Below are 20,633 nucleotides of genomic sequence, written 5' to 3'. Positions count from 1 at the left end.
ACAAGACATAGACAAGGCCACCCGCACACTAATTTTTCGGGGTGTTGAGTGTGCGGGCGCGGCGGCGACGCATCCACATATAGCCAATAACCCCTGCCGCAACTACAGCGCCGAGAACCGCAAGAATCACTGCACCGTCTGGTGAATCTTGTGAAGAACTTCTCTGCGCCGCCTCAGCACTGGGGTTGGGGCTCCACTTACCGCCCGCGCCCGGGCCCTCCCCGAAACCCGGGTTATACGCGGGGCCGAACGCGTGCGGGGAGGGCCGTGCCGCAATAATGCGGTCGTACAGGCCGTCTTTCTGAAGTGCAGCTTCGAGGCTGGTAAGAGCGGCATCCCATTTGCCCTCATGTACAGTGCTTTCGATGGAGGGCACCCCGTCTGCCGGGTGCTCGGAGTATAGCTTTTGAGCTTCATCATTCTGCAAAGGACCGTGTGGAGAATGGTAGAGGCTCGCTCGATGGGTGTCCGTTTCTACTACCAACAGCACATCGCTGGATTCGAGATGATTCTTCTGAGTAAACTGATACGCCCACAGTAGCCGTTTCTTATCTTCCGGGGTTTGACCCGTAGGCTTCGGGGCGGCATCGGGGGATGCACTCGAGGGGGCCGAAGGAACCTCTGTAGGGGAAGCATCCGGCACCGCAGTTTTTACAAACACAATATAAAAACGGAACGGGCGTTTTGAATGAATATTTGTCAGCTTTTGTGAGGCCTCCTGTACCTGCTGCTGGCTCAGCACGTCCGCCTTATCAACAATAGGGTGCGAGGGGTCAAACCGGTGCTCGAAAACGCTTTCAGCATGGGCGGCAGGTGCGGCGGGAGAGGGGAGGAACAGCGGGGCACCTGAGCCACCCAGCCCAAGAGCCACAGCTAAGGCAATTTGAGTGATTCGCTGTGACCACTGGGAATGGCACGCGTTGCCTGCGCCCGCACGCGTACATGTGAGCGGGGCGTCCTGCAGACTGCGGTGGGAAGAATAGCGAGCAATAACCCTGTTCAATAAGCTACTCATTAAGACTGTATTTCTCCCAGTTTTCTATGGCCAACTTGTCGATATTCGGAATATTAGTGCGTGATTGGTCGAGATTGTTGCTATCTGCCAGCGTGTTATTTTTTGGTGCGCCAGCAAAAATGCGGGATAAGCCGCGATATACCTTAATAATAAAATTGCCGAACCCTATAATAGCGGCGCATATAAACGCGATAAAAAGACCAATAATTAAAAATACTAATACGGTATCTAAAAATCCTTTACTTTCTTTAGGGGCGGCTTTTGTCTTGGTGTCCAGCGATTCTTTTCTGATGCCTTCTAAGGCGGCTCTTATAATGCCCCCGAAATCGTTGTAGTTTAATTTCTCTTTAATGTAGTCATTATTAATCTTATGTAATGAGTCATCGCTAATGAAGCCGCTGTCATTAGTGGTTACCAAGCATTTCCGCGGATCATCACGTGTCCCGTCTCCCTGGCAGACAAGCACCGCAGTGCGTGCGGGGGCATTATTAACGCGTAAGAACTCTTTGCCCCACTCCTGTAAATCTGATGGGTTTTCTGGTTTGGCCAGCAGCACAACATACAGCTGGGCGTCGTTGTTTTTATTAAAACTTATAAGTTCGGGCCATAATTTCGGGTCGGCGAGTGAGTATGATGTGAGACTAAAGACTGGGTCTTCAGGATTAAGCTCTGTTTTCATAACAGACTGGCCCGCTGCTGTGGGCGAAGGTGTAGGTGATGGGGTGGGTGTGGATGTTTGCGGAGCGGGCTGAATATTATATGTATCTGGGTACCCTGTGCTATTGTCAAAAGCTTTAGCCATAGCTTGCGCTATACCTGTAAAATCACGTTTTTCAAGAAGTGGGTTTATTATTTTATTTCTTATTTCAGAGCCCTCAGTGGCACCCAGATAATGCATATTAAGAGAGTGGAAACTGGCTTCTGGGGTGGCGTTTTTATCACCAGTACCCTGCGGGTCTAGTTCTATGAGAAGCAGCGCAGTTTTATCATCGGGGCCTGCACCATTCTGCCGCAAAAATTTATGCCCCCAGTCACCCGCCCATTCAGGGGCGGCCCTGTCAATCACCACAACCTGCAACGAGACTCCTCGTCGTGCGGAAACATCCGCAAGAGGAACACTCATCTGTTGGATTTGTTCTGTACTGAGCGCACCTGTTTTATCAATGACTGGATGCGCGGGATCCAGCTGTGAGTCAAAAGTGCGGGTGCCTACTACAGCAGAAGATGCAGGCGGAACAATAACGCTGGTCACCGCAGTATTCCCAACACCTAACGCGGCAGCGAGCGCCATTGCCAGAAGGGTGCGGTGCGTCCTGCGGAATGTGCGGCGGATGCGCTCAGTGCACGTGCGGGTGGGGAAAGTATTCACTAGCGCCTGTTCCTCACAAAAGTTCGGAGAATAAATACTTTAAATAAGTATAAAGTACGTTGATTCTGCGTTGGTTGCGAGGGTTACCCCGTGCACGCTGTCTGCAAAGTGTAGTACTGGGTTTGCGGTGCAGCTCTGGTGGGCGGCACCTTCCCCGCTACCCCTAGAAGAAATGAGCGTGTGGCTATGCGGCGAAACCTTCTCGTGTGGCCTTGGAGAGCACATACTCCAGCTCTTGCAGGATCGTATGGTTCTTATACCCCAAATGAGGCAGCAGCTCCTGGCACCAGTCAAAGTGCTCCCAAATATCCGTATTTGCCTTGTCCCAGAAGAGCTGGTGCATGAACCGGATGGCCGCTGATTTGCGGATAGGAGCATATGTTAGGTTGTGTGAATCTAGATATTTCCAGATAAGCACCCGGGCGTTCTCAAGGGCTTGAGGTGATACGTTTCCTGCGTGCCAGTACCCTTCGGCAACCTCAAGATGTGCCCTGAGCTTTTCGGGGATTTTATGCTCGATTCGTGGGATAAAACGGAAGCAGAACTCAATGTAGATTCTGTATGCTTCCTGCTCCGTAAAGTTCTCTTCTAAGCCATCAATAATATCTAAGATACGCTGTTCATCAGCCACGGGTTCCCTCTTTTTCCCTCGTTTAGTGCGGGAGGTTAGTAGTGTATGGGCATGAGGATTTAGCGCATTTTCCAGACTGAGTTTTCCTAGAGCTCCGCGCACGTTCCGCATATTCTACAGGCCCTATTGTATGCGCATCAGAGAAGAAACCTGGGGCGGACTGTTGCACACGAATTGATGTGGCGGGAATTAGAAACGTGAACTGGTGGCTGTGGCTGCCTGCACAACGATGGGAACCTGCACACCGCAGAAGCAACACGGGCGCACAGAATTTACATAAACGAAACCTGCACCCTGGGCGTTCCGCCGCAGAACCCGATAGGCTAGAGAAGAGACAAACCGTGACAGCGCACGCGTGTGCGCCCGGTACCGCTCACCGCCGACTCAACGACCGCCCGGATCGAGGGAGAAACATATGGACCGTCAGCAGGAATTCGTGATGCGCACCATTGAGGAGCGTGACATCCGCTTTATTCGCCTCTGGTTCACCGATGTGGTTGGCACCCTCAAATCTGTGGCGCTCGCCCCCGCCGAGGTTGAAAGCGCCTTCGAGGAAGGGCTGGGGTTTGACGGTTCGTCCATTGAGGGCCTCTCCCGGGTGTACGAGTCAGACATGCTGCTGCAGCCTGACCCCTCAACATTCCAGATCCTGCCGTGGCGCGGCGCCGAATCCCACACCTCCCGCATGTTCTGCGACATCCTCACCCCAGATGGGGAAGCGAGCGCATCCGACACCCGCGGCGTTCTTAAACGCACCCTGAACCGTGCCGCCGAAATGGGGTTCACCTGCTACACCTCACCCGAGATCGAGTTCTACCTCCTTAAATCCACGGAGCTGGGGGCTGACGGGTTCCCCGTCCCGGTGGACTACGAGTCGTATTTCGACCACACACCCGGCGGGATTGTGCAGGATTTTCGCCGTAATGCGGTGACCATGCTGGAAGAGGTCGGTATTTCGGTGGAGTTCAGCCACCACGAAACCGGCCCCGGGCAGAACGAGATCGACCTGCGTCACGCCGACGCCCTGCAAACCGCCGATAATGTGATGACGTTCCGCACCGTCATTAAAGAGGTGGCGTTTACCCGAAACATGTACGCCACATTCATGCCCAAACCTTTCACCAAATATGCTGGCAGTGGGATGCACACCCATTTCTCCCTGTTTGAGGGGGACACCAACGCATTCTTCGAGGCGGGTGCCGAATACCGGCTCTCAAAAACGGGGCGGCATTTTATTGCCGGGGTACTCAAGCATGCCCCCGAATTCACGGCGGTCACCAACCAGTTCATTAACTCGTATAAGCGCCTGTGGGGCGGCGGGGAAGCACCCAGCTACGTTTCGTGGGGGCACAATAACCGGTCTGCGCTGGTGCGGGTTCCGCTGTATAAACCAAACAAGATGCAGTCGGCCCGCATTGAATACCGCGGCCTTGACTCGGCCTCTAACCCGTACCTGGCGTATGCGGTGATTCTTTCTGCCGGGCTGAAAGGCATTGAAAACGAGTATGAGCTGATGCCAGCGGTGACCGAAGATTTGGCGGCAATGACAACCGCTGAACGCCGCGCCATGGGGTACCACCCGCTGCCAGCGTCGCTGCGGGAAGCCATTAACCTGACCGAGGACTCCGAGTTCATGGCTGAGGTGCTGGGGGAGCAGGTGTTTGAGCATTTCCTGCGGAATAAGCGGGCTGACTGGGAAGACTACCGGGCACAGGTGACCCCGTACGAGCTTAAACACAACCTGGGCATCCTCTAACGCTGCTTGCGGGCAGGCTATGAGGGAAACGGCGGGTACTACGTACCGGGAAGGTGAGTATGAATCAAGCGGAACCAGGGCATACACCCCAGAACGGGCGGGAAACGCACCCCAGAGGCACCGCATCTGGCACCGAGAGCCACCTCACCAGTGCTGCCCATGCGGTGGGAACAGCAGATGCAGCCGACGCTGATGTATCTAAACCCGCTGATACCGAGCAGGCTGAGGAGCAGCGCCGCACCCGCACACGGTTACGGGCGCAAATGGTCAGCGCGGGTTTCTACGACTCCGGCAAAAGCGAACGCTGGCTAGAGGCCCCTGAGCTTGCCTCCGTGGACCGGGTAAACCTGTTCGCGGGGCTGCGGTACGCGCCTTCACCGGATACCGCCCTACCAGCGTTAGTGCGGCTGATTGAGAAACACCCGCCGGTTGCTGAACGGGCTAATTGCGGCGAAAAACAGATGGGCCTGTTCCGGCTGCTGGGCGCATCCCAGGCGGTGGGAGATTTTCTGTACCGCCACCCGCAGACGATCGACCCGCTCTTTGACACTGATACGGTGCGCGGCGAGACGGAGCTGGCGGCAACTGAACACCCGGAAACAGTACTAGATACCCCCGAAACAGACACGTCGAATAAAACACCGGAACAGGCACAGAAGAACCCCCTTCCCCAAAGCGCCCCGCTTAATACCCCGTATCGAACCCGTCTGCTGCACGCCGTCGGCGCCGACCCGGACGCTGAGCGCCCGCGCGCCCGCGCAGAACTCACCGGCAAAGACGGGTACGTGGCTTTACGCGTGGCCTACCGCGCGGAGCTGGCAAAAATAGCGCTGATTGACGTATGCTCACCCGACCCGGTGGAGCTCATGCCCACCATTGGGCGGCACCTTGCTGACCTGGCCGCAGCCGCCCTGGAGGGGGCGCTCGCTATCGCCCGCACCGAAGTCGCTGAAGGCGCTGGCGGGGGGCTGTGCGCCGCCCCCGCGCGTGGCGCATCCGTGGACGCCCTGGATCTGGCAATTATTGGCATGGGCAAGTGCGGGGCACGTGAACTGAACTATATTTCTGACGTGGACGTGGTGTACGTGATCGCCCCCGCACCCGCCAGCGACCTGCACGAGGGGGCTGAGCCGCTCACCGAGCAGGAGTGCGCGCAGATCGGCACGGAACTGGTGCACGCCCTCACGAAAGCAATCATGGCCCCAGCCCCGGAGCCGCCCCTGTGGGAGGTGGACGCAAACCTGCGCCCCGAAGGTAAGGACGGGCCGCTGGTGCGCACCGTCGAATCCTACGTGAGCTACTACAAGCGGTGGGCGGAGAACTGGGAGTTCCAGGCGCTGCTGAAAGCCCGCCCGGTTGCAGGTTCGGCGCACCTAGGGCGGCGTTTCGCCCACGCGATCGACCCGTTCGTGTGGGACTCAGCGGCGCGGGAATCCTTCGTTGAGTCGGTGCAGGCGATGCGCGCCCGCGTGACCAACAACATCCCCCCAGCACAGGTGGAACAGCAGATAAAGCTCGGCCCCGGCGGGCTGCGTGACATTGAGTTCACGGTTCAGCTGCTGCAGCTGGTGCACGGGCGCACCGACCCCACGGTACGCACCAAATCCACCATCGAATCTTTAGAGGCGCTGACCGGTTCAAGCTACATTAGCCGCGCCGACGCGCAGACATTCGCGCTCTACTACAAGAAACTGCGTCTGCTGGAGCACCGCATCCAGCTGTCCCAGCTGCGCCGCACCCACCTGATGCCCGCCAAAGAGCACGAGAGGCGTGCCCTGGCCCGTTCGCTTGTTTCCCCGGAGAGGCTGGGCACTCTCTCGGCGGAGCAAATGTATAAGGCGTGGCAGAAGCTCAAACGGAACGTGCGTTCCCTCCATGAGCGTGTCTTCTTCCGCCCGCTGCTGGCGGCGGTCTCAACCTTGAGCCGTGACGAAGTGGTGCTCACAGAATCAGCCGCCCAAGACCGCCTGGCTGCGCTCGGGTACCGCGACCCGCGCGGCGCTATGCGGCATATTCAGGCGCTCACCAGCGGGGTGAGCCGCCGCGCCGAAATTCAGCGGCACCTGATGCCTGTGCTCTTGGGGTGGTTCGCTGACGGGGTGGACGCGGACGCCGGGCTGCTGGGGTTCCGCATTGTTTCTGAGTCGCTGGGAACCACCAGCTGGTACCTGCGCATGCTGCGCGATTCACCTGCCGCTGCGGAGCGGCTGTGCCACATACTTTCAAGCTCCCGGTACATCACCGACCTGCTGGAGGATGCGCCCACCTCCATCACCTGGCTTGATAAGGTTGCCGACTTGCAGCCACTGGGTGCGGCTGCGCTCAAAGCCGAGATAGCCTCACTGCTGTCACGGCATGACGACTCTGCGGAGGCGATGCGTGCCGTGCGGTACCTGCGCCGCCGCGAAATTTTACGCATCGCCATGGGGGACGCCCTGAACCTGCTGGGCGTGCAGCAGGTGTGCACCGGGCTGGCGACCGTGGACGAGTGCACTATCGGTGCGGCGCTCGCCCTAGCTGAGCGTGAGGAAATAACGGCGAAAGAACGTGAAGAAGCCGCCGGGATTAGGGAAATCCCCGAGGAAGAACCAGAGAACCCGCTGCTGACTGAGATCACGGTAATTGCCATGGGCCGTTTAGGCGGCGCCGAGAACGGCTTCGGTTCCGACGCGGACGTGATGTTTGTGCACCGCCCCGTGGAAGGCGCCGGTGAGGAGGAAGCCCAGTCGCAGGCGAACCGTATTGTAAACCGGCTGATGCAGCTGATTAAACAGCCGGTACGCCCGGCGATCCGTGCCGAACGCCCGCTTGAGGTGGACGCGGATCTGCGCCCGGAAGGTAAGCAGGGGGCGATGGTGCGCTCGTTGGATTCATACCGAGCCTACTATGAGCGCTGGGCTGAGACCTGGGAGTTTCAGGCGCTTTTGCGGGCGCGCCCTATCGCCGGTTCTGAGGAGCTGGGGCGTGCGTTTATTGAGCTGATTGACCCGTACCGGTACCCGCGCGAGTTCACGGCTGAGCAGGCGCAGCAGGTGCGGCGCATGAAGGCGCGCGTGGAGCATGAGCGCATGCCGCACGGGGCAGACCGCACCCGGCAGCTGAAACTGGGGCGCGGCGGGCTCTCTGACGTGGAGTGGTTAGTGCAGCTGATTCAGCTGCAGCACGCCCATGAGGTGCAGGGACTGCGCACCACCTCAACCCTGGAAGCGCTGAACGCCGCCGTGGAAGCAAACCTAGTGGCTGCCGAGGACGCCGAGGTGCTGCGAGACGCGTGGCTGCTGGCGACCAAGATTCGCGGCGGCAACGTGCTGCGCGGCGTGCGCCAATCCGATCTGCTGCCTACCCTGCGCGATGCCCTGGAGGCGGTCGCCCGCTGGAGCGGCTACACCCCAGGCAACGCCCGCCAACTAGAAGAAGACTATCTACGGGTTACCCGAAATGCCAGGAAAGTTTATGAAAGGCTTTTCTTTGAGGGGTAACTATTTCTTAAGAAAATAATATAAATCACATTCAAATGAGTTTGACAAAATTTTTCGGGGGGGGGGGGTAGTCTGTGGTGTATGAGTATTGAAAATTATATAAAAAAGATTAAAGACTACTGGGTGTTAATCTCTGTTGGTTCTTTTGCTCTGATGATTGCACTTTTGGTTGGCGGGTACTCTTCTGTTTTCTCCGGAGATATTGGGGCTTCGATAGAGTATGTCCAAGCTTATATATCTTCAATGGGTATTACTAAGATTGCTGTAATCTTAGTGGTAGTTATGTTATCTTTTACCGTCTTATTCTTTGTACCAGCACATGCATCTCGATGGTGGTTTGAGGAAAAGTGGCAAGGGAAATCAATACTAAAGGGAATTCTCTGGGCGGGTGTTGTTTATGCTATATGTATAGTAGGTGCTCTTTTTGCTGGTCTTATATTCACTTTTCTATCAGGTGGGTATTCGACTGATCCACGTACAACAGCATATTATTTTATATTTTTTCTAATTTGGACATTTATTCTTGCAACTTTGTTTATTATTGCGACACCGATTTTATCGGGCTTCATGGAGATGTTTCATGTTAAAGAAAAAAGGCATCGCCGTTCCTGGACTACCACAATAGTTGTGGTTATTGCGATGGGTGGTTTTTTGTGGAATCCAGGAAATATATTGTCAGTCATTAATAGTGGTAATGATAAGGGATATATAGCGTGTGTATCTGGTGATAGGGATATTAACGGAAAATCTGAATTTTTTGCAAAAACTGTAATTCCTGTATCCTATGATAGTAGGGGAGTGCAAGTATTTGCGGGAGATTTTAATGATAAAACTAAAAATTGGACTAATATTCGGCGAGAGTATCTATATTTTAATGAAGGATACGAAGTAAAGCTTGGGGAAACGTGTCCTGGATGGGCTGAAGGTAAATAAAGAGCGGATAGCTATATAATCTAACTGGTCTTATTCAGAAAATTTATTTCCTGAATAAGGCCAGTTTTAGAATGCTTTTCTGATTATATGTTAATATGGGTATTCGTTAATACTGTTTTAAAATTATTCACCTAAAATTCAAGGATAAATCTATACTAAAAACTGGCATAAAGAATTTATTATCACTTGTGTCGGGAATGAGTCTGCTGTGATTCTCCCTTTTTGAGTATAAGCCGTTTCGTGAGACTATGTATCTAATGATTTCCCCGATGAACGCGCTTTTTATGGCTTCTGTCGCCCGCATTGAACCACAAAAGAGCTTAAAACAGTAGTTTCCTTAAAGACCTAGTTCAGGGTATTGCTAACAAAGTGGGCACAAGGGTACAAACAGTATTTCTCATCCATCAGGAACTCTGCCTCCCAGAGCTGAAGCTTCCTCTGCGTCTGCGTGCCGTATCCTTAATAGACACGTTCTGTGGCGCCGTCCATCCGTTGGGTTGCAGCCTCGAACATGCCTAAATTATTCACCAAATATGTTGATAGGAAGGCGCTGTTATGGATACGAACATTGAGCACATCATCAAAGTAGATGAGATTATCCACAGCATGGGCGCGTTACAGGCCCTCAAACGTAAACTCCAGGACGGGGAACGCGACCCCGAGAAGCTGGGGGAGGTGTGCGACCGTATCGTGGCCGCCACCCAGAAGGTTATTAGCGAGTCCGGGGACGAGGGGGAGGCTATCGCCGAGCTGCTGCGTGACTCCGTTTCAGACACCGTCTACTTCTTCCTGGAAGAGCACAACCTTGACGACGATTTCGATATCCACGCATTCGTCACAGACCGCAGCTGGTAGGCGGCCCGCCCCTCACAGAACCCGCGATGACCGATCCGGTTGCCTGCCGTCTTTGGTGCGTGGGATTATAAAGCTCAGCTCCGGTACACGCCGGGGCCACACCTCACAATTTTTGAAGGAAAAACTATGCTGAAAAACGATGACTACGTCTACGACATGCGCGACGACGACTATTACCCGCCCCACCTGGTGCAGAAAGTCGCTGACGAGCTGCGGAAATTTGATGAGCTTCTGGACGCGGGAGAGCGTGACCCGCAGAAAATCCAGGCCCGCGCCGACGAAGTCACCAAGAACATTAACACCCTCGCAGATGAGTTCGATGAGGCAGACAGCGAGATTGAGACCGTTGCACGCGAGTCTATCGCTGAGACCTTCTACCTCATCCTCAAAGAGTACGGGCTTGAGGAAGACTTCGATATTGAAGAGCTCATCGCAGAGCGTGACTGGTAAATTAGACCCGCTTTACACATAAAGCTTCGTCATCTCATGGATTCTATAGCTCGGCTTGAGTAGCATATATAAAAAACGGGAGTGGTTTCTTGATCTCAAGAGCAGCTCATACGCTCTTGGATCAAGAAACCACTCCTATACATTAGTGACAACCCTATGTCTACGTCTCTGCTGAACGTTACACCTGGTGTCCGCTTAGATTCTGACCGATGGGGTTCTCCGTGAGGTATTGCTGAGCGGCTGCTAGTGAAGCTTCTGGTGCTAACACCTGCTGATCTTCGGGGCTTGTGGGTGAAGGCCAGCGACCATTAATCTGACGGAAAACTAGCGTGCACATCACCCGCTCGCCCCTGAGAAAACGGGAGGTAAAAGCAATCTTGCGCTTATCCTGCGCTTTGAGAACCAACCATCCGCCGGGATGACTTGAACTATAGGCGTACGAGTCAATCTCATGGAAGGGTATACGGGTAACCTTGCCGTACCAGGTGCACTGCTCAATATAATCTAGACCGGTCTCAACATACTGGCGCTGACCCATGAGAATTGCCCAGATGCCAAATATTAGGCAGATCCCGATAATCCCAAACGCCATATATGGCGGCATCGGATTACTGCCTGAAAGTAGGGTAGGGGTGATGAGAGTGAAGAGTGCTCCCACCGCGACGAGGAAGTAGCCGCAAAATTTGTACCAGCCGGGCATTTTCGCCCTGATCGTCCCATCGGGTTGGGGCTTGATGCGGGCGGCATGTTTTCTGTAGAAGTAAGTGCTGATCGCACCAATGCACACCAGCAGAACGGCAGTAGTAATAAAAGTCATATACCCATCATACGTGTTCAAAAACTAAGAAAGGGGAGCCCAGATATTTGGGGATCGATCTTAGAATATTTGAAGATACGGTTTTCTTAATTGCTTTCCCGTCAAGTTTTCTGTACGGTATACTGTACAGAGAAGGAGAGCGCTTATGAAAACCATGTCTTACACTGAGTCTCGGGCTCGGTATGCTGAAGTACTTGATCACGTTGAAGACCACCGCGAAGAAGTTGTCATCACTCGATCCGGGCATGAGCCTGCAGTTATTCTCTCATTGTCTGAGTACGAATCTCTTCAAGAGACTGCTTACCTTATGCGTTCCCCGGCTAACGCACGTCGTCTTATGGAGTCTATTTCTCGTCTTGAAGCTGGTCTTGGAACTGAGCAGCAGCTGATTGAGGAATAGCCGTGAGAATCATATTTGATGATTCAGCATGGAGCGACTATCTCTGGTGGCAGGCTCAGGATCGGAAGGTTCTCAAACGTATTAATCTACTCATTAAAGATGTTGAGCGAAACGGTAACGAAGGCATAGGGAAGCCTGAAGCTCTCAGACACCAATTCTCAGGTTGGTGGTCACGCAGAATTACCGATGAACACCGTCTCGTATACAAGCTTACTGACGACTCTATCGTTATAGCTTCATGCCGATATCACTATGGAGCCTAGAAGGGCGTATTGTCACAAGATTCTGAACCTTGTGACAACATGCAATCCTTTTTAAGCACGAAACCCCAGATAGAGCCGCCGACAACCTACTTCTTCACCTGCTCCAGCGCCTCGCGCTGCGCCTTAGCGATGCGCTTCTCTGAGACCGTGTACGCCGTGCCGAGTTCCTGGGCGAAGAAGCTCACACGCAGCTCCTCAAGCATCCAGTTCACGCGGGCGAGCGCATCGGGAATAAGAGTCCCCTCGGGCAGCGACTTGATAGCGGAATCGTAGGAGTCCTCCAAATCCTGCACCGTGAGCATGAGCTGATTATCTCGGTTCAGGTTCGGTCCCAGCTTCGTCAGGCGTATCTGCGCGGCTTTCAGATAGCGCGGCAGGTGAACCAGCTGATCGTACCCGGTGCCCGCCACGAATCCGGGGTACACCAGGTTATCAAGCTGCCCCTTTACGTCTGAGACGGCGTGCATGGTGCTCAACGAGGTCGCCTTCTTAACGGCTTTGCGCAGCGCCGCCGCCTCTGAGAGGATTTCGGCAACCAGCTTGGTGACCTCAAAGACGGTATCGATCAGCTCGGCGCGCACATGCTCGAACAGCTCCCGGTATTCGGCGCGTGTGAACACGGGCGTGTGCGGCACCAGCTTGTCGAGCGCGGCAACCGTGCAGTCCCGAATCAGTTCGTCAATCGAGCCGTGCGGGTTCTGTGTGAACACAATCTTCTCTTTATTTGACAGGTGATCGCTCACGTACCGTTCGGGGGAGGGCACCTGCAGCTGCAGAAGACGAATAATACCGCGCCGCTGCGAATGTACCTGCTCGGCCTCGGTGGGGAAAATACGGATGCCCACGCTCGTTTTTTCGTCCACCAGCGCCGGGTATCCACTGACTGCCTGGGTCGCAATAATGCGCTGTACTTTGCGTGGAATCTCCTCGCCAGGAAAATCGGTCAGGCCCGTGGTTTCACGGATAGAATCTTGAGAATCTGCGCCCTGAGTGGCGGTTTTCCCGGGTTTTGCGCCCGAGCCCGCACTGTTTTTCTTCACGCCCTGCTGCGCCGAACCGGTTCGCGATGAGGTACCCTGGGCGGAGTTCCCACCTGCGAGCGCCGCCATCTTCGCCACCGTATCCTCCGAAGCGCCCAGCGAATCTGCCAGGGCTGAGCGAATCTGCGCATGGAGTTTTTGCTGCAGCTCACGAATATCTTTGCTTTCGCCCAGAATCTTATTGCGGGCATCGCGCACCTGGAACGTGAACTTCAGATGATCCGGCACGGAGTCCCAGTCGAAGGCATCCGGCTCAACCACCACGCCGCGCAGACGGCGCAGCACCAGCGCGAACGAGGGCAAAAGCTCGTCAGTCGCGGGGGAGTAGTCCGCCTCCAGAGACTCCAGCGCCATGCGTGCAACGTCCGGGGCGGGCACAAAATTACGGCGAATCGCCTTCGGAAGTGACTTAATGAGCGCCGTTAAAAGTTCGTGGCGCATCCCCGGAATCTGCCAGCGGAACGGCTCGGGGGTCAGCTGGTTCAAGAACAGAATCGGTACCTGAACCGCCACGCCGTCGCGTTTTGCCGCATCTGTGCGGGTACCGCCCACCCCCGCACCCGGGGCGTATTCGTACCGTAAATCCAGGGTGAGTTCGCCGCCGTCGGTACGCTGTACCCACTGGCGCGGGAACTGCGAATCGTCATAATCGGCGGCATCCTCATTAATAAGGTTTTCCGGGTTGAAATCGAGCAGGTTATCGTTTTCTAAACGCGCGTGCTTCCACCATTTATCGAAGGACCGAACGTCCGTCACATGCTCGGGGATGCGCGCATTATAGAACTCGAAAAGCACTGAGTCATCCACTCGCAGATCGCGGCGGCGCAGGCGGGCCTCAAGCTCCTCAACCTCAGCCAGGGCACGCAGGTTGCGCTTGTAGAACTTGTGCTGGGTGCGCCAGTCGCCCTCCACCAGGGCGGAACGAATAAAAATCTCACGTGCAGCGGCGGCATCTACCCGGGAATACTGCACAGCACGGTCGGCATAAATCGTCAGTCCGTACAGGGTACCTTTCGTATACGCCACGGCAGCACCCCGGCTTGCCGACCAATGCGGCTCGGAATACTGCTTTTTCAGCAGGTGCCCGCCCACTTCTTCAACCCACTGCGGCTCAATCGCGGCGTTTGTGCGCGCCCATAGCCGGGAAGTCTCCACAAGCTCGGCAGAGAGCACCCAGTCGGGGTTCTGTTTGAAAAGCCCGGAACCTGGGAAAATAGCGAATTTTGTGCCGCGCGCGCCCAGATATTCGCGCGGGCCACGCGGGGCTTTGCCGTAGGTTTTCTCACGCTCCTCTTTAGCGCCCACATGCGAGAGCAGACCCGAAAGCAGGCTCTTATGAATCTCAACCTCACGCCCCGACGCGTCAATATCGCGCCCGTTCGACACGCGGATATTCGCGGTGCGCCCCATCTCACGCAGCTGGGCGAAAAGATCCTGCCACTCACGAATACGCAGAAAGTTAATAAACTCGCGGTGGCACATCTTTCGCAGCTGTGAAGAGGAAAGCTCAGCCTGGCGCTCATTAATGTACTGCCACAGCAGCAGGAATGACGAAAAATCAGATGTATCGTCCGTGAAACGGGCATGCATCTCATCGGCGGTGCCACGCACCTCAGCCGGGCGTTCGCGCGGATCCTGAATCGTCAAAGCAGCGGCAAGAACCATCATCTCTTTAGCACAGTCACGGCGCGAACCCTCAATAATCATGCGTGCCAAGCGCGGATCGACCGGGAACGCACTCATTGCACGCCCCGTAGCAGTCAGCGTCGAGGCAGCACGATGATGCTTCCCCCTTTTATCCGTGCGCGCCGGTTTTTCAGAAAGCGCCCCAAGCTCACGCAGCAGATTCACGCCGTCATTAATCGCGCGCGATGCGGGCGGCTGCACAAACGGGAAACGCGCAATATCGCCGGGCTCACGCACCACGCCGATCGCAATCATCTGCAAAATAACAGCCGCCAGGTTCGTGCGCAGAATCTCCGGGTCGGTAAACTCGCTACGCGACGCGAAATCCTCCTCAGAATACAGCCGAATTGCAATACCATCGCTCACACGGCCGCACCGCCCCGAGCGCTGGTTCGCGCTTGCCTGCGAAATCCGCTCGATCGGCAGGCGCTGCACCTTCGTGCGCGCCGAATACCGCGAAATGCGGGCGGTACCGGTATCGATCACATACTTGATACCCGGCACCGTCAGCGAAGTTTCCGCAACGTTCGTCGCCAGCACGATGCGCGGCCGACTCCCCGGCGTAAACACACGATGCTGCTCCGCGAGAGACAGACGCGCATATAGCGGCAAAACCTCATAGTTCATACGTGGGGACTTGGCGACCAAAGACTCCAAAGCATCGTGAGCATCGCGAATTTCACGCTCGCCCGAGAAGAAAATCAGGATATCGCCAGGTGCTTCCTTCGACAGCTCCTCGACGGCGGCAAGGATTCCATCGGTTGGGTCACGGTCTTCGTCGCCTTCATCTTCATCAGCGTAGCCGTCCCCATCGAGCGGGCGGTAGCGAATCTCCACCGGGTAGGTGCGCCCCGAAACCTCAATAATCGGGGGAGCATCATCGGGAAGAATCTGCTCGGCAAGCTCACGTTCCTCATCGCTGAGAGAATCGTCTACCACACCCTTACCGGGCACGAAACTCGGTGCGAAATGCCGCGCGAACCGTTCAGGATCAATGGTTGCGGAGGTAATAATGACCTTCAAATCGGGGCGCTTCGGCAGAATCCGCTTCAGGTACCCCAGAATAAAATCAATATTTAGGCTGCGCTCATGTGCCTCGTCAATAATGAGCGTGGAGTACTTGCGCAGCAGCTTATCGTGCTGAATTTCGGCGAGCAGAATACCGTCGGTCATGAGTTTAATGGCGCTGTTCTCGCCCACCTCAGAGGTGAAACGCACCTGGTAGCCCACGGTCTCACCAATTTTCTGTCCCAGCTCTTCGGCGATGCGCTCCGCCACCGAACGTGCGGCAAGGCGTCGCGGCTGGGTGTGCCCAATCATTCCCTTTTCAGCAAGACCTAGTTCCAGGCACATCTTGGGCAGCTGCGTGGTCTTACCCGAGCCGGTCTCGCCAGCGACAATGATGACCTGATGATCACGAATAGCCGCCTTAATGTCTTCGCGGCGCTCGCTGACGGGCAGCTCTTCGGGATAGGTGATTACGGCGGGAATCAGCGGGTTATAGGGGCGCTGTTCGGCCCGGTCCCGGTGGTTCTTGCGGCGTTCGCGTTTTTGCGGGTTTTTGGGGCGTGAAGCGTTATTTTTACGCGAAGAATTTTTACGGGAAGTATCCCGCGTTGCACCTGACTCTGTTGTGGAAGTATCGCCGGGTTTCTCACCAGATGTTTGGGAAGCGCGCGCGGGCTTTTTGGGTGCGCGCATCGGCGCTGCATGAATAGCAGCCGCCATACTCGCCATACTGGGCGCGGTTCGAGCGGTCTTAGGAGTATCTGTGTGTTCGGTGGGTTTCTGCTCAGACATATCGTTACTAGTTTACTCTTCTGTATTTGGTACCCAAGAAACCCGTTTTTTCGGCGAAGTCTTGTGTAATCTTGGAGCAGATACTAATAACCTCAAACGCGGAGGAAGGTCATGAAAATAAAACTGCGGGCTTGGCGGGAAGATGATGCCGCAAGACTCTATGACATATACCGTGCAACGCCCGATCTTGTACATCAGATGCCAGCTCTCGGTGGTGTAGAAGATGCGCGAACTCTCATCTGCGAAGAGCTTCTTCCGTCTTCTGAACACATAGCATGGTGTCTGGAAGCTGATAACCAAGCTGCCGGGTGCGTAGGTTTCAGATGTATGGGGCGCCAGCCTTCTGGAACCTGGGATAGAGCTTGGGTTTATTACTGGATGTCGGCAGAAACCCGTGGGCTCGGTATAACACGTCGATGCGTGCGTGCGGCGTGCGACTGGGCACAGAATATAGACGCGTCGGATGATAGCGCTGTATCACCTGGAAAACCCGCAGAACAAGCCAAGATCAGCTACGATTTCTCAGCTCTTACATCCGCGAGGTCCCCACGTGTTCGCCGTTTAGAGCTTGGGTACCGTACCAATAACCCGGCATCAGCGGCAGTGGCGCGCCATACGGGGTTCGTGGTTGAAGGCGTAGAACGTGAAAAGTTCTGCTACAACGGCGTGCTCTATGATGCCGCCATAGCCGCGCGTCTTCACAGAGACGTGGACCATATGCTGGCAGCCACCTCATCGTCTGGAGCATCAGCAGCCCTATAAAGATTCAGGATCGTCTTCTTCCAGAGAACACGTGGAATCTAAGGAACAAGCACCACTTTGCCGCGCACATGACGGGAACCCACAAGTTCATGAGCCTTTGCCGCTTGCTCTAGCGGGAAAGTCTGATCCACGTGAACCTTCACGATCCCCAGCGACATGAGTCGAGCAATCTCACCCAGCTGATAACGGTCGGGATGCACCGTCAGCCACTCTGCCGTAAACCCGCGCTCGCGTGCAGTCTCTAAAGGATCGGGGCTTGTGAGGGTCACGATTCGACCGCCCGGAACCAGCACATCCAAAGAATCTATGAAGGTTTGTGCACCCGTAGAATTCAGTACCACATCAAGGGTAGAACCTAGAACCTGCCGGAAATCCTGGGTTGTATAGTCGATAAATTCTGCGCCCAAAGACTGTATAAAATCACGGTTTTTCTCAGAAGCCGTGGCGTAAACTGTAGCGCCAGCGTTGAGGGCAAGCTGAATCGCGAGATGACCAACACCGCCGGCGCCCGCATGGATCAGCACGCGCTCGCCTGCAGCAAGGCACGCCACCTCAAAAAGCGCCTGCGTCCTGGGGTTGTGACCGATGCCAAGGCGGCGTTTAGTTCCCTCGACTGGGCGTGTGCCGCCGGTGCCGACCCGCGATGCATCGCCATGTACGCCAACCACGACCCGGAGGTTGACCCCGGTACTCGGGTGCTGAGGTAATAGTGGACGCAGCATCTGCATAATAAATAGTGAAGGTATCATCCCATATTTCGAAAATTTCGAATATATGATAAGGTGGAGGCACAGAAATATCGTAAATTGGCGAGAGAGTGTGATCGTATGAGCACCAGAGGGCAGGGGCGATATTACGAAGAGGAGCCCGATCCAGCTGGCCAGCACAGCACACCCAGCGAACTATTCGACATGCTTTTAAACGCCCAGCGTAAACGGGACGCTGAGCACCACACAGAAGAAGCCGATACCCTCTACATTGCAAATAGCAAAGGGGAAAAAATACCCCTGAGCCCTGATATGTACGCGCCGCTAGAAACCATTCTGCGGGCACAGCTGGAACACAAAGCAGTCACGCTTGTGCAACAGGATAGAATGATGACCACCCAGGAAGCCGCCGATTATCTGGGAATGTCACGCCCCACGCTTGTTCGGCTTCTTGAAGACGGGAAAATCCCCTTCGAAAAACTGAAAAAACACCGCCGTGTAGCGTTTGCCGACGTAGAAACATACCGGGCGCACCGGATGAATAAAAAGTAGGGCATAACCCGGCTCGTACCTTAATTATTTCACCCGGTTAAGGCGGCTTACGCTGACTCCGTGGGACTATCGGTACTGTCTGTGGGCATGTGCTGTTGCAGAAACTCTAAAAATTGTGCGGTAATCCTCGGGCTGAAACAGTTCGGGTCCGCATGTTCCGCACCGGGAACTAACACCAGATCGGTGGGTATTCCGTGCGCCTTTAAAGCGTTAAAGACGCGCACCGACTGCTGATACGGCACACACGAGTCGGCTATGCCATGCGCCAAAAACAGGGGCACGCGCGGGCACCTCTGGCCTTCAGCCCGCACCATGTCAAGAGGATGCGCCCGCGCCCAGTTCACCCGGGCTGGCGCATCCGCCGCAGTATCAGCCGGAACCGGGTACACGCTGCCCAGCAGGCGCCACTCAGCGCCATCATCATCACGATGCGCCAGTCGGCACCCCGCCAACGGCCTATCGCTAAAAATCGTGCGCACATCACTGACCCCGTAGAACGACCCGGCGCACACCACCGACGCTGAAACATCAGGGTAGGTGCTAGAGCCAAAACCCAGATAATACTCGGCCAGCTCAGCGTCCAGAGAACCTGATGCGGCGCTATCGGCGGCGAACGCGCAGAGCATCGCCAAATGCCCGCCCGCACTGCCCCCAGCGATAGCGATACGCCCAGCATCCACCCCAAACTGGGCCGCATTCGCCCGGAAAAACCGAACCGCCTCAGCCACATCATGCAACGGGGCAGGGAACAAACCCTGATGCGAATACCGGTAATTCACCGAAGCAACCGCCCACCCCGCCCACTGAAACAGCGCCCTCATGGCACCCTGGGCGCGAGAAATATCGCGTAAACCATGGTTATCACCAAACCGCCAGGCACCGCCGTGCACCCACACCAAAAGGGCAGAGCGAGCGTCGGAAGCCGCGGGTGAGACAGCGGGAAAGAAATCGTAGGCAAACGCTTGCCGCTGCTCAAAAGGGAACGAATCCGGGCGGTAAAAACCAGTCACATAATCAGGCATACCACCATTAAACGGCCTCCAAGCCTTAACCACCCAACCGTTCACCCACACCGAAGCGTACAAGCACGAGCCGCAGCGCCTACGGAACGAGCACTAGCTTACCGCGCGCGTGCCGCTGCTCAATATACTCGTGGGCCGCCGCAGCCTCAGCCAGCGGAAACACCCGGTCAAGGTGAACCCGCAGCGTGCCCTCCTGCAGATAATGCGCGATCTTAGTAAGCTGCCCGGCATCAGGGTGCACCGTCAGCCACTGTGCCGTGAAACCGCGCTCCCGAGCCGTCTCCAAAGGGTCGGGGCTGGTGAGCGTCACAATACGCCCCGCCGGTGCGAAAATACGGTCGGCGGGGGCCAGCACATCCAACGAGTCCAGGAACGTCTGCGCGCCGGTTGAATTCAGCACCACATCAATATGCTCACCATCGTCGGCAAGAGCCTCACGAAAATCTCCCGAGGTGTAGTCAATACACACCGCACCCAGGGACTCCACAAATTCACGGTTCCGCGCAGATGCGGTGGCGTACACCTGCGCCCCGGCAGCTGCCGCCAGCTGAATCGCCATATGGCCCACCCCGCCAGCGCCAGCATGAATGAGGATGCGCTCGCCCGCAGCAAGGCGCGCCACCTCAAAAAGCGCCTGGTATGCGGTGAGGGCGGCAAGGGGAGCGGCCCCCAACTGCTCCATTGGAACATTATCTGGGGCGTGAGCCAGCTGGTAGGCGGGAACCAGGGCGTACTGTGCGTAGGCGTTCCCCAGAACCGGGAAATTCACCATCCCGAACACCCGATCACCCACTGCGAACCCGGTGTAGTCACCCGCAGCGGCGGTTACCACCCCGGCAATATCCCAGCCCAGAACTACCGGTTTGCTGGCATCTGCCAGCTGCGCGGCGGGGCCCAGCCCTTTACGGGTGGTGGTATCAATCGGGTTCACGCCCGCCGCCTGAACCCGTACCACCACATGCCCGCGCACCGGCTCGGGGACGGGAACCTCCGCAAGGTGCAGCACCTCAGGCCCACCCCACTCCACGAGCTGCACCTGCTGCATGGTATCTGTCACGGTTACCTCCCTAGATGTTCTGTTACTGAACCTATTACC

The 20,633-nt window shown here is 55.9% G+C and carries 18 protein-coding genes; 10 read left to right on the top strand and 8 right to left on the bottom strand.

Annotated elements, in window-relative coordinates; all coding sequences use genetic code 11:
• Nucleotides 1-28: 28 nt before the first annotated feature.
• The 3 genes from D8M41_RS05455 to D8M41_RS05445 all read right to left on the bottom strand — a co-directional run bounded on the left by D8M41_RS05455 (nucleotide 29) and on the right by D8M41_RS05445 (nucleotide 3,015).
• The gene (locus D8M41_RS05455; RefSeq protein ID WP_126926533.1) at nucleotides 29-1,015 is read right to left on the bottom strand and encodes a TPM domain-containing protein; all 987 of its coding nucleotides are present in this window, start codon (nucleotides 1,013-1,015) and stop codon (nucleotides 29-31) included.
• Nucleotides 1,008-2,384, bottom strand: coding sequence for a TPM domain-containing protein (locus D8M41_RS05450; RefSeq protein ID WP_126926532.1), 1,377 nt, complete (start codon nucleotides 2,382-2,384; stop codon nucleotides 1,008-1,010). The genes D8M41_RS05455 and D8M41_RS05450 overlap by 8 nt, the downstream gene beginning before the upstream one ends.
• A 184-nt stretch (nucleotides 2,385-2,568) precedes the next feature.
• The gene (locus D8M41_RS05445) at nucleotides 2,569-3,015 is read right to left on the bottom strand and encodes a hypothetical protein (RefSeq protein ID WP_126926531.1); all 447 of its coding nucleotides are present in this window, start codon (nucleotides 3,013-3,015) and stop codon (nucleotides 2,569-2,571) included.
• 415 nt (nucleotides 3,016-3,430) lie between these two features.
• Between D8M41_RS05445 and D8M41_RS05440 the strand changes: the two genes are divergently transcribed.
• From D8M41_RS05440 to D8M41_RS05420, 5 genes are all read left to right on the top strand, one after another.
• Nucleotides 3,431-4,771, top strand: a complete 1,341-nt coding sequence (locus D8M41_RS05440) for a glutamine synthetase family protein (RefSeq protein WP_006888867.1) — start codon at nucleotides 3,431-3,433, stop codon at nucleotides 4,769-4,771.
• A gap of 59 nt (nucleotides 4,772-4,830) precedes the next feature.
• On the top strand, nucleotides 4,831-8,250 hold the full coding sequence (locus D8M41_RS05435; RefSeq protein WP_238693473.1) for a bifunctional [glutamine synthetase] adenylyltransferase/[glutamine synthetase]-adenylyl-L-tyrosine phosphorylase: 3,420 nt from the start codon (nucleotides 4,831-4,833) through the stop codon (nucleotides 8,248-8,250).
• Nucleotides 8,251-8,331: 81 nt separating this feature from the next.
• Nucleotides 8,332-9,183: a hypothetical protein gene (locus tag D8M41_RS05430; RefSeq protein ID WP_126926530.1), complete on the top strand. Its 852-nt coding sequence runs from the start codon at nucleotides 8,332-8,334 to the stop codon at nucleotides 9,181-9,183.
• A gap of 555 nt (nucleotides 9,184-9,738) precedes the next feature.
• Nucleotides 9,739-10,038: a hypothetical protein gene (locus tag D8M41_RS05425; RefSeq protein WP_126926529.1), complete on the top strand. Its 300-nt coding sequence runs from the start codon at nucleotides 9,739-9,741 to the stop codon at nucleotides 10,036-10,038.
• 126 nt (nucleotides 10,039-10,164) lie between these two features.
• Entirely contained in the window at nucleotides 10,165-10,488 is a 324-nt protein-coding gene (locus D8M41_RS05420) for a DUF5713 family protein (RefSeq protein ID WP_094758003.1), read from the top strand.
• Nucleotides 10,489-10,666: 178 nt separating this feature from the next.
• Here the strand turns inward: D8M41_RS05420 and D8M41_RS05415 are convergent, their stop codons facing one another.
• Nucleotides 10,667-11,305 carry a hypothetical protein gene (locus D8M41_RS05415; protein WP_037235621.1) on the bottom strand — a complete coding sequence of 213 codons (639 nt, stop codon included), beginning with the start codon at nucleotides 11,303-11,305 and terminating at the stop codon, nucleotides 10,667-10,669.
• A gap of 145 nt (nucleotides 11,306-11,450) precedes the next feature.
• Between D8M41_RS05415 and D8M41_RS05410 the strand changes: the two genes are divergently transcribed.
• Nucleotides 11,451-11,705, top strand: a complete 255-nt coding sequence (locus D8M41_RS05410) for a type II toxin-antitoxin system Phd/YefM family antitoxin (RefSeq protein WP_037235618.1) — start codon at nucleotides 11,451-11,453, stop codon at nucleotides 11,703-11,705.
• Between the two features lie 2 nt (nucleotides 11,706-11,707).
• The gene (locus D8M41_RS05405) at nucleotides 11,708-11,968 is read left to right on the top strand and encodes a Txe/YoeB family addiction module toxin (protein WP_094758004.1); all 261 of its coding nucleotides are present in this window, start codon (nucleotides 11,708-11,710) and stop codon (nucleotides 11,966-11,968) included.
• Nucleotides 11,969-12,054: 86 nt separating this feature from the next.
• On the opposite strand, the gene hrpA is transcribed toward D8M41_RS05405, so the two are convergent.
• Complete coding sequence (gene hrpA / locus D8M41_RS05400) at nucleotides 12,055-16,494, bottom strand: ATP-dependent RNA helicase HrpA (RefSeq protein WP_126926528.1); 4,440 nt, start codon at nucleotides 16,492-16,494, stop codon at nucleotides 12,055-12,057.
• A 111-nt stretch (nucleotides 16,495-16,605) separates the two neighbouring features.
• Between hrpA and D8M41_RS05395 the strand changes: the two genes are divergently transcribed.
• Nucleotides 16,606-17,256 carry a GNAT family N-acetyltransferase gene (locus tag D8M41_RS05395; RefSeq protein WP_006888840.1) on the top strand — a complete coding sequence of 217 codons (651 nt, stop codon included), beginning with the start codon at nucleotides 16,606-16,608 and terminating at the stop codon, nucleotides 17,254-17,256.
• Nucleotides 17,257-17,294: 38 nt separating this feature from the next.
• On the opposite strand, the gene D8M41_RS05390 is transcribed toward D8M41_RS05395, so the two are convergent.
• On the bottom strand, nucleotides 17,295-17,780 hold the full coding sequence (locus D8M41_RS05390; protein WP_006888934.1) for an NADP-dependent oxidoreductase: 486 nt from the start codon (nucleotides 17,778-17,780) through the stop codon (nucleotides 17,295-17,297).
• Here D8M41_RS05390 and D8M41_RS11920 point away from each other — a divergent pair.
• Together D8M41_RS11920 and D8M41_RS05385 are read left to right on the top strand one after the other, a co-directional pair.
• Nucleotides 17,745-17,963, top strand: coding sequence for a hypothetical protein (locus D8M41_RS11920; protein ID WP_165575990.1), 219 nt, complete (start codon nucleotides 17,745-17,747; stop codon nucleotides 17,961-17,963). The two genes, D8M41_RS05390 and D8M41_RS11920, sit on opposite strands and share 36 nt — an antisense overlap.
• 120 nt (nucleotides 17,964-18,083) lie before the next feature.
• Complete coding sequence (locus D8M41_RS05385) at nucleotides 18,084-18,515, top strand: helix-turn-helix domain-containing protein (RefSeq protein ID WP_023134609.1); 432 nt, start codon at nucleotides 18,084-18,086, stop codon at nucleotides 18,513-18,515.
• A 47-nt stretch (nucleotides 18,516-18,562) separates the two neighbouring features.
• On the opposite strand, the gene D8M41_RS05380 is transcribed toward D8M41_RS05385, so the two are convergent.
• Together D8M41_RS05380 and D8M41_RS05375 are read right to left on the bottom strand one after the other, a co-directional pair.
• A complete protein-coding gene (locus tag D8M41_RS05380) occupies nucleotides 18,563-19,537 on the bottom strand; it encodes an alpha/beta hydrolase (protein WP_006888856.1) in 975 nt (324 codons plus the stop codon).
• Nucleotides 19,538-19,616: 79 nt separating this feature from the next.
• Complete coding sequence (locus D8M41_RS05375; protein WP_006888869.1) at nucleotides 19,617-20,594, bottom strand: NADP-dependent oxidoreductase; 978 nt, start codon at nucleotides 20,592-20,594, stop codon at nucleotides 19,617-19,619.
• Nucleotides 20,595-20,633 lie beyond the last annotated feature (39 nt).

This window comes from Rothia sp. HSID18069 (assembly GCF_003989155.1).
Lineage (GTDB): Bacteria > Actinomycetota > Actinomycetes > Actinomycetales > Micrococcaceae > Rothia > Rothia aeria.
Note: the sequence above shows the minus strand (reverse complement) of the source record. Positions and strands in the feature narration are given on the sequence as shown.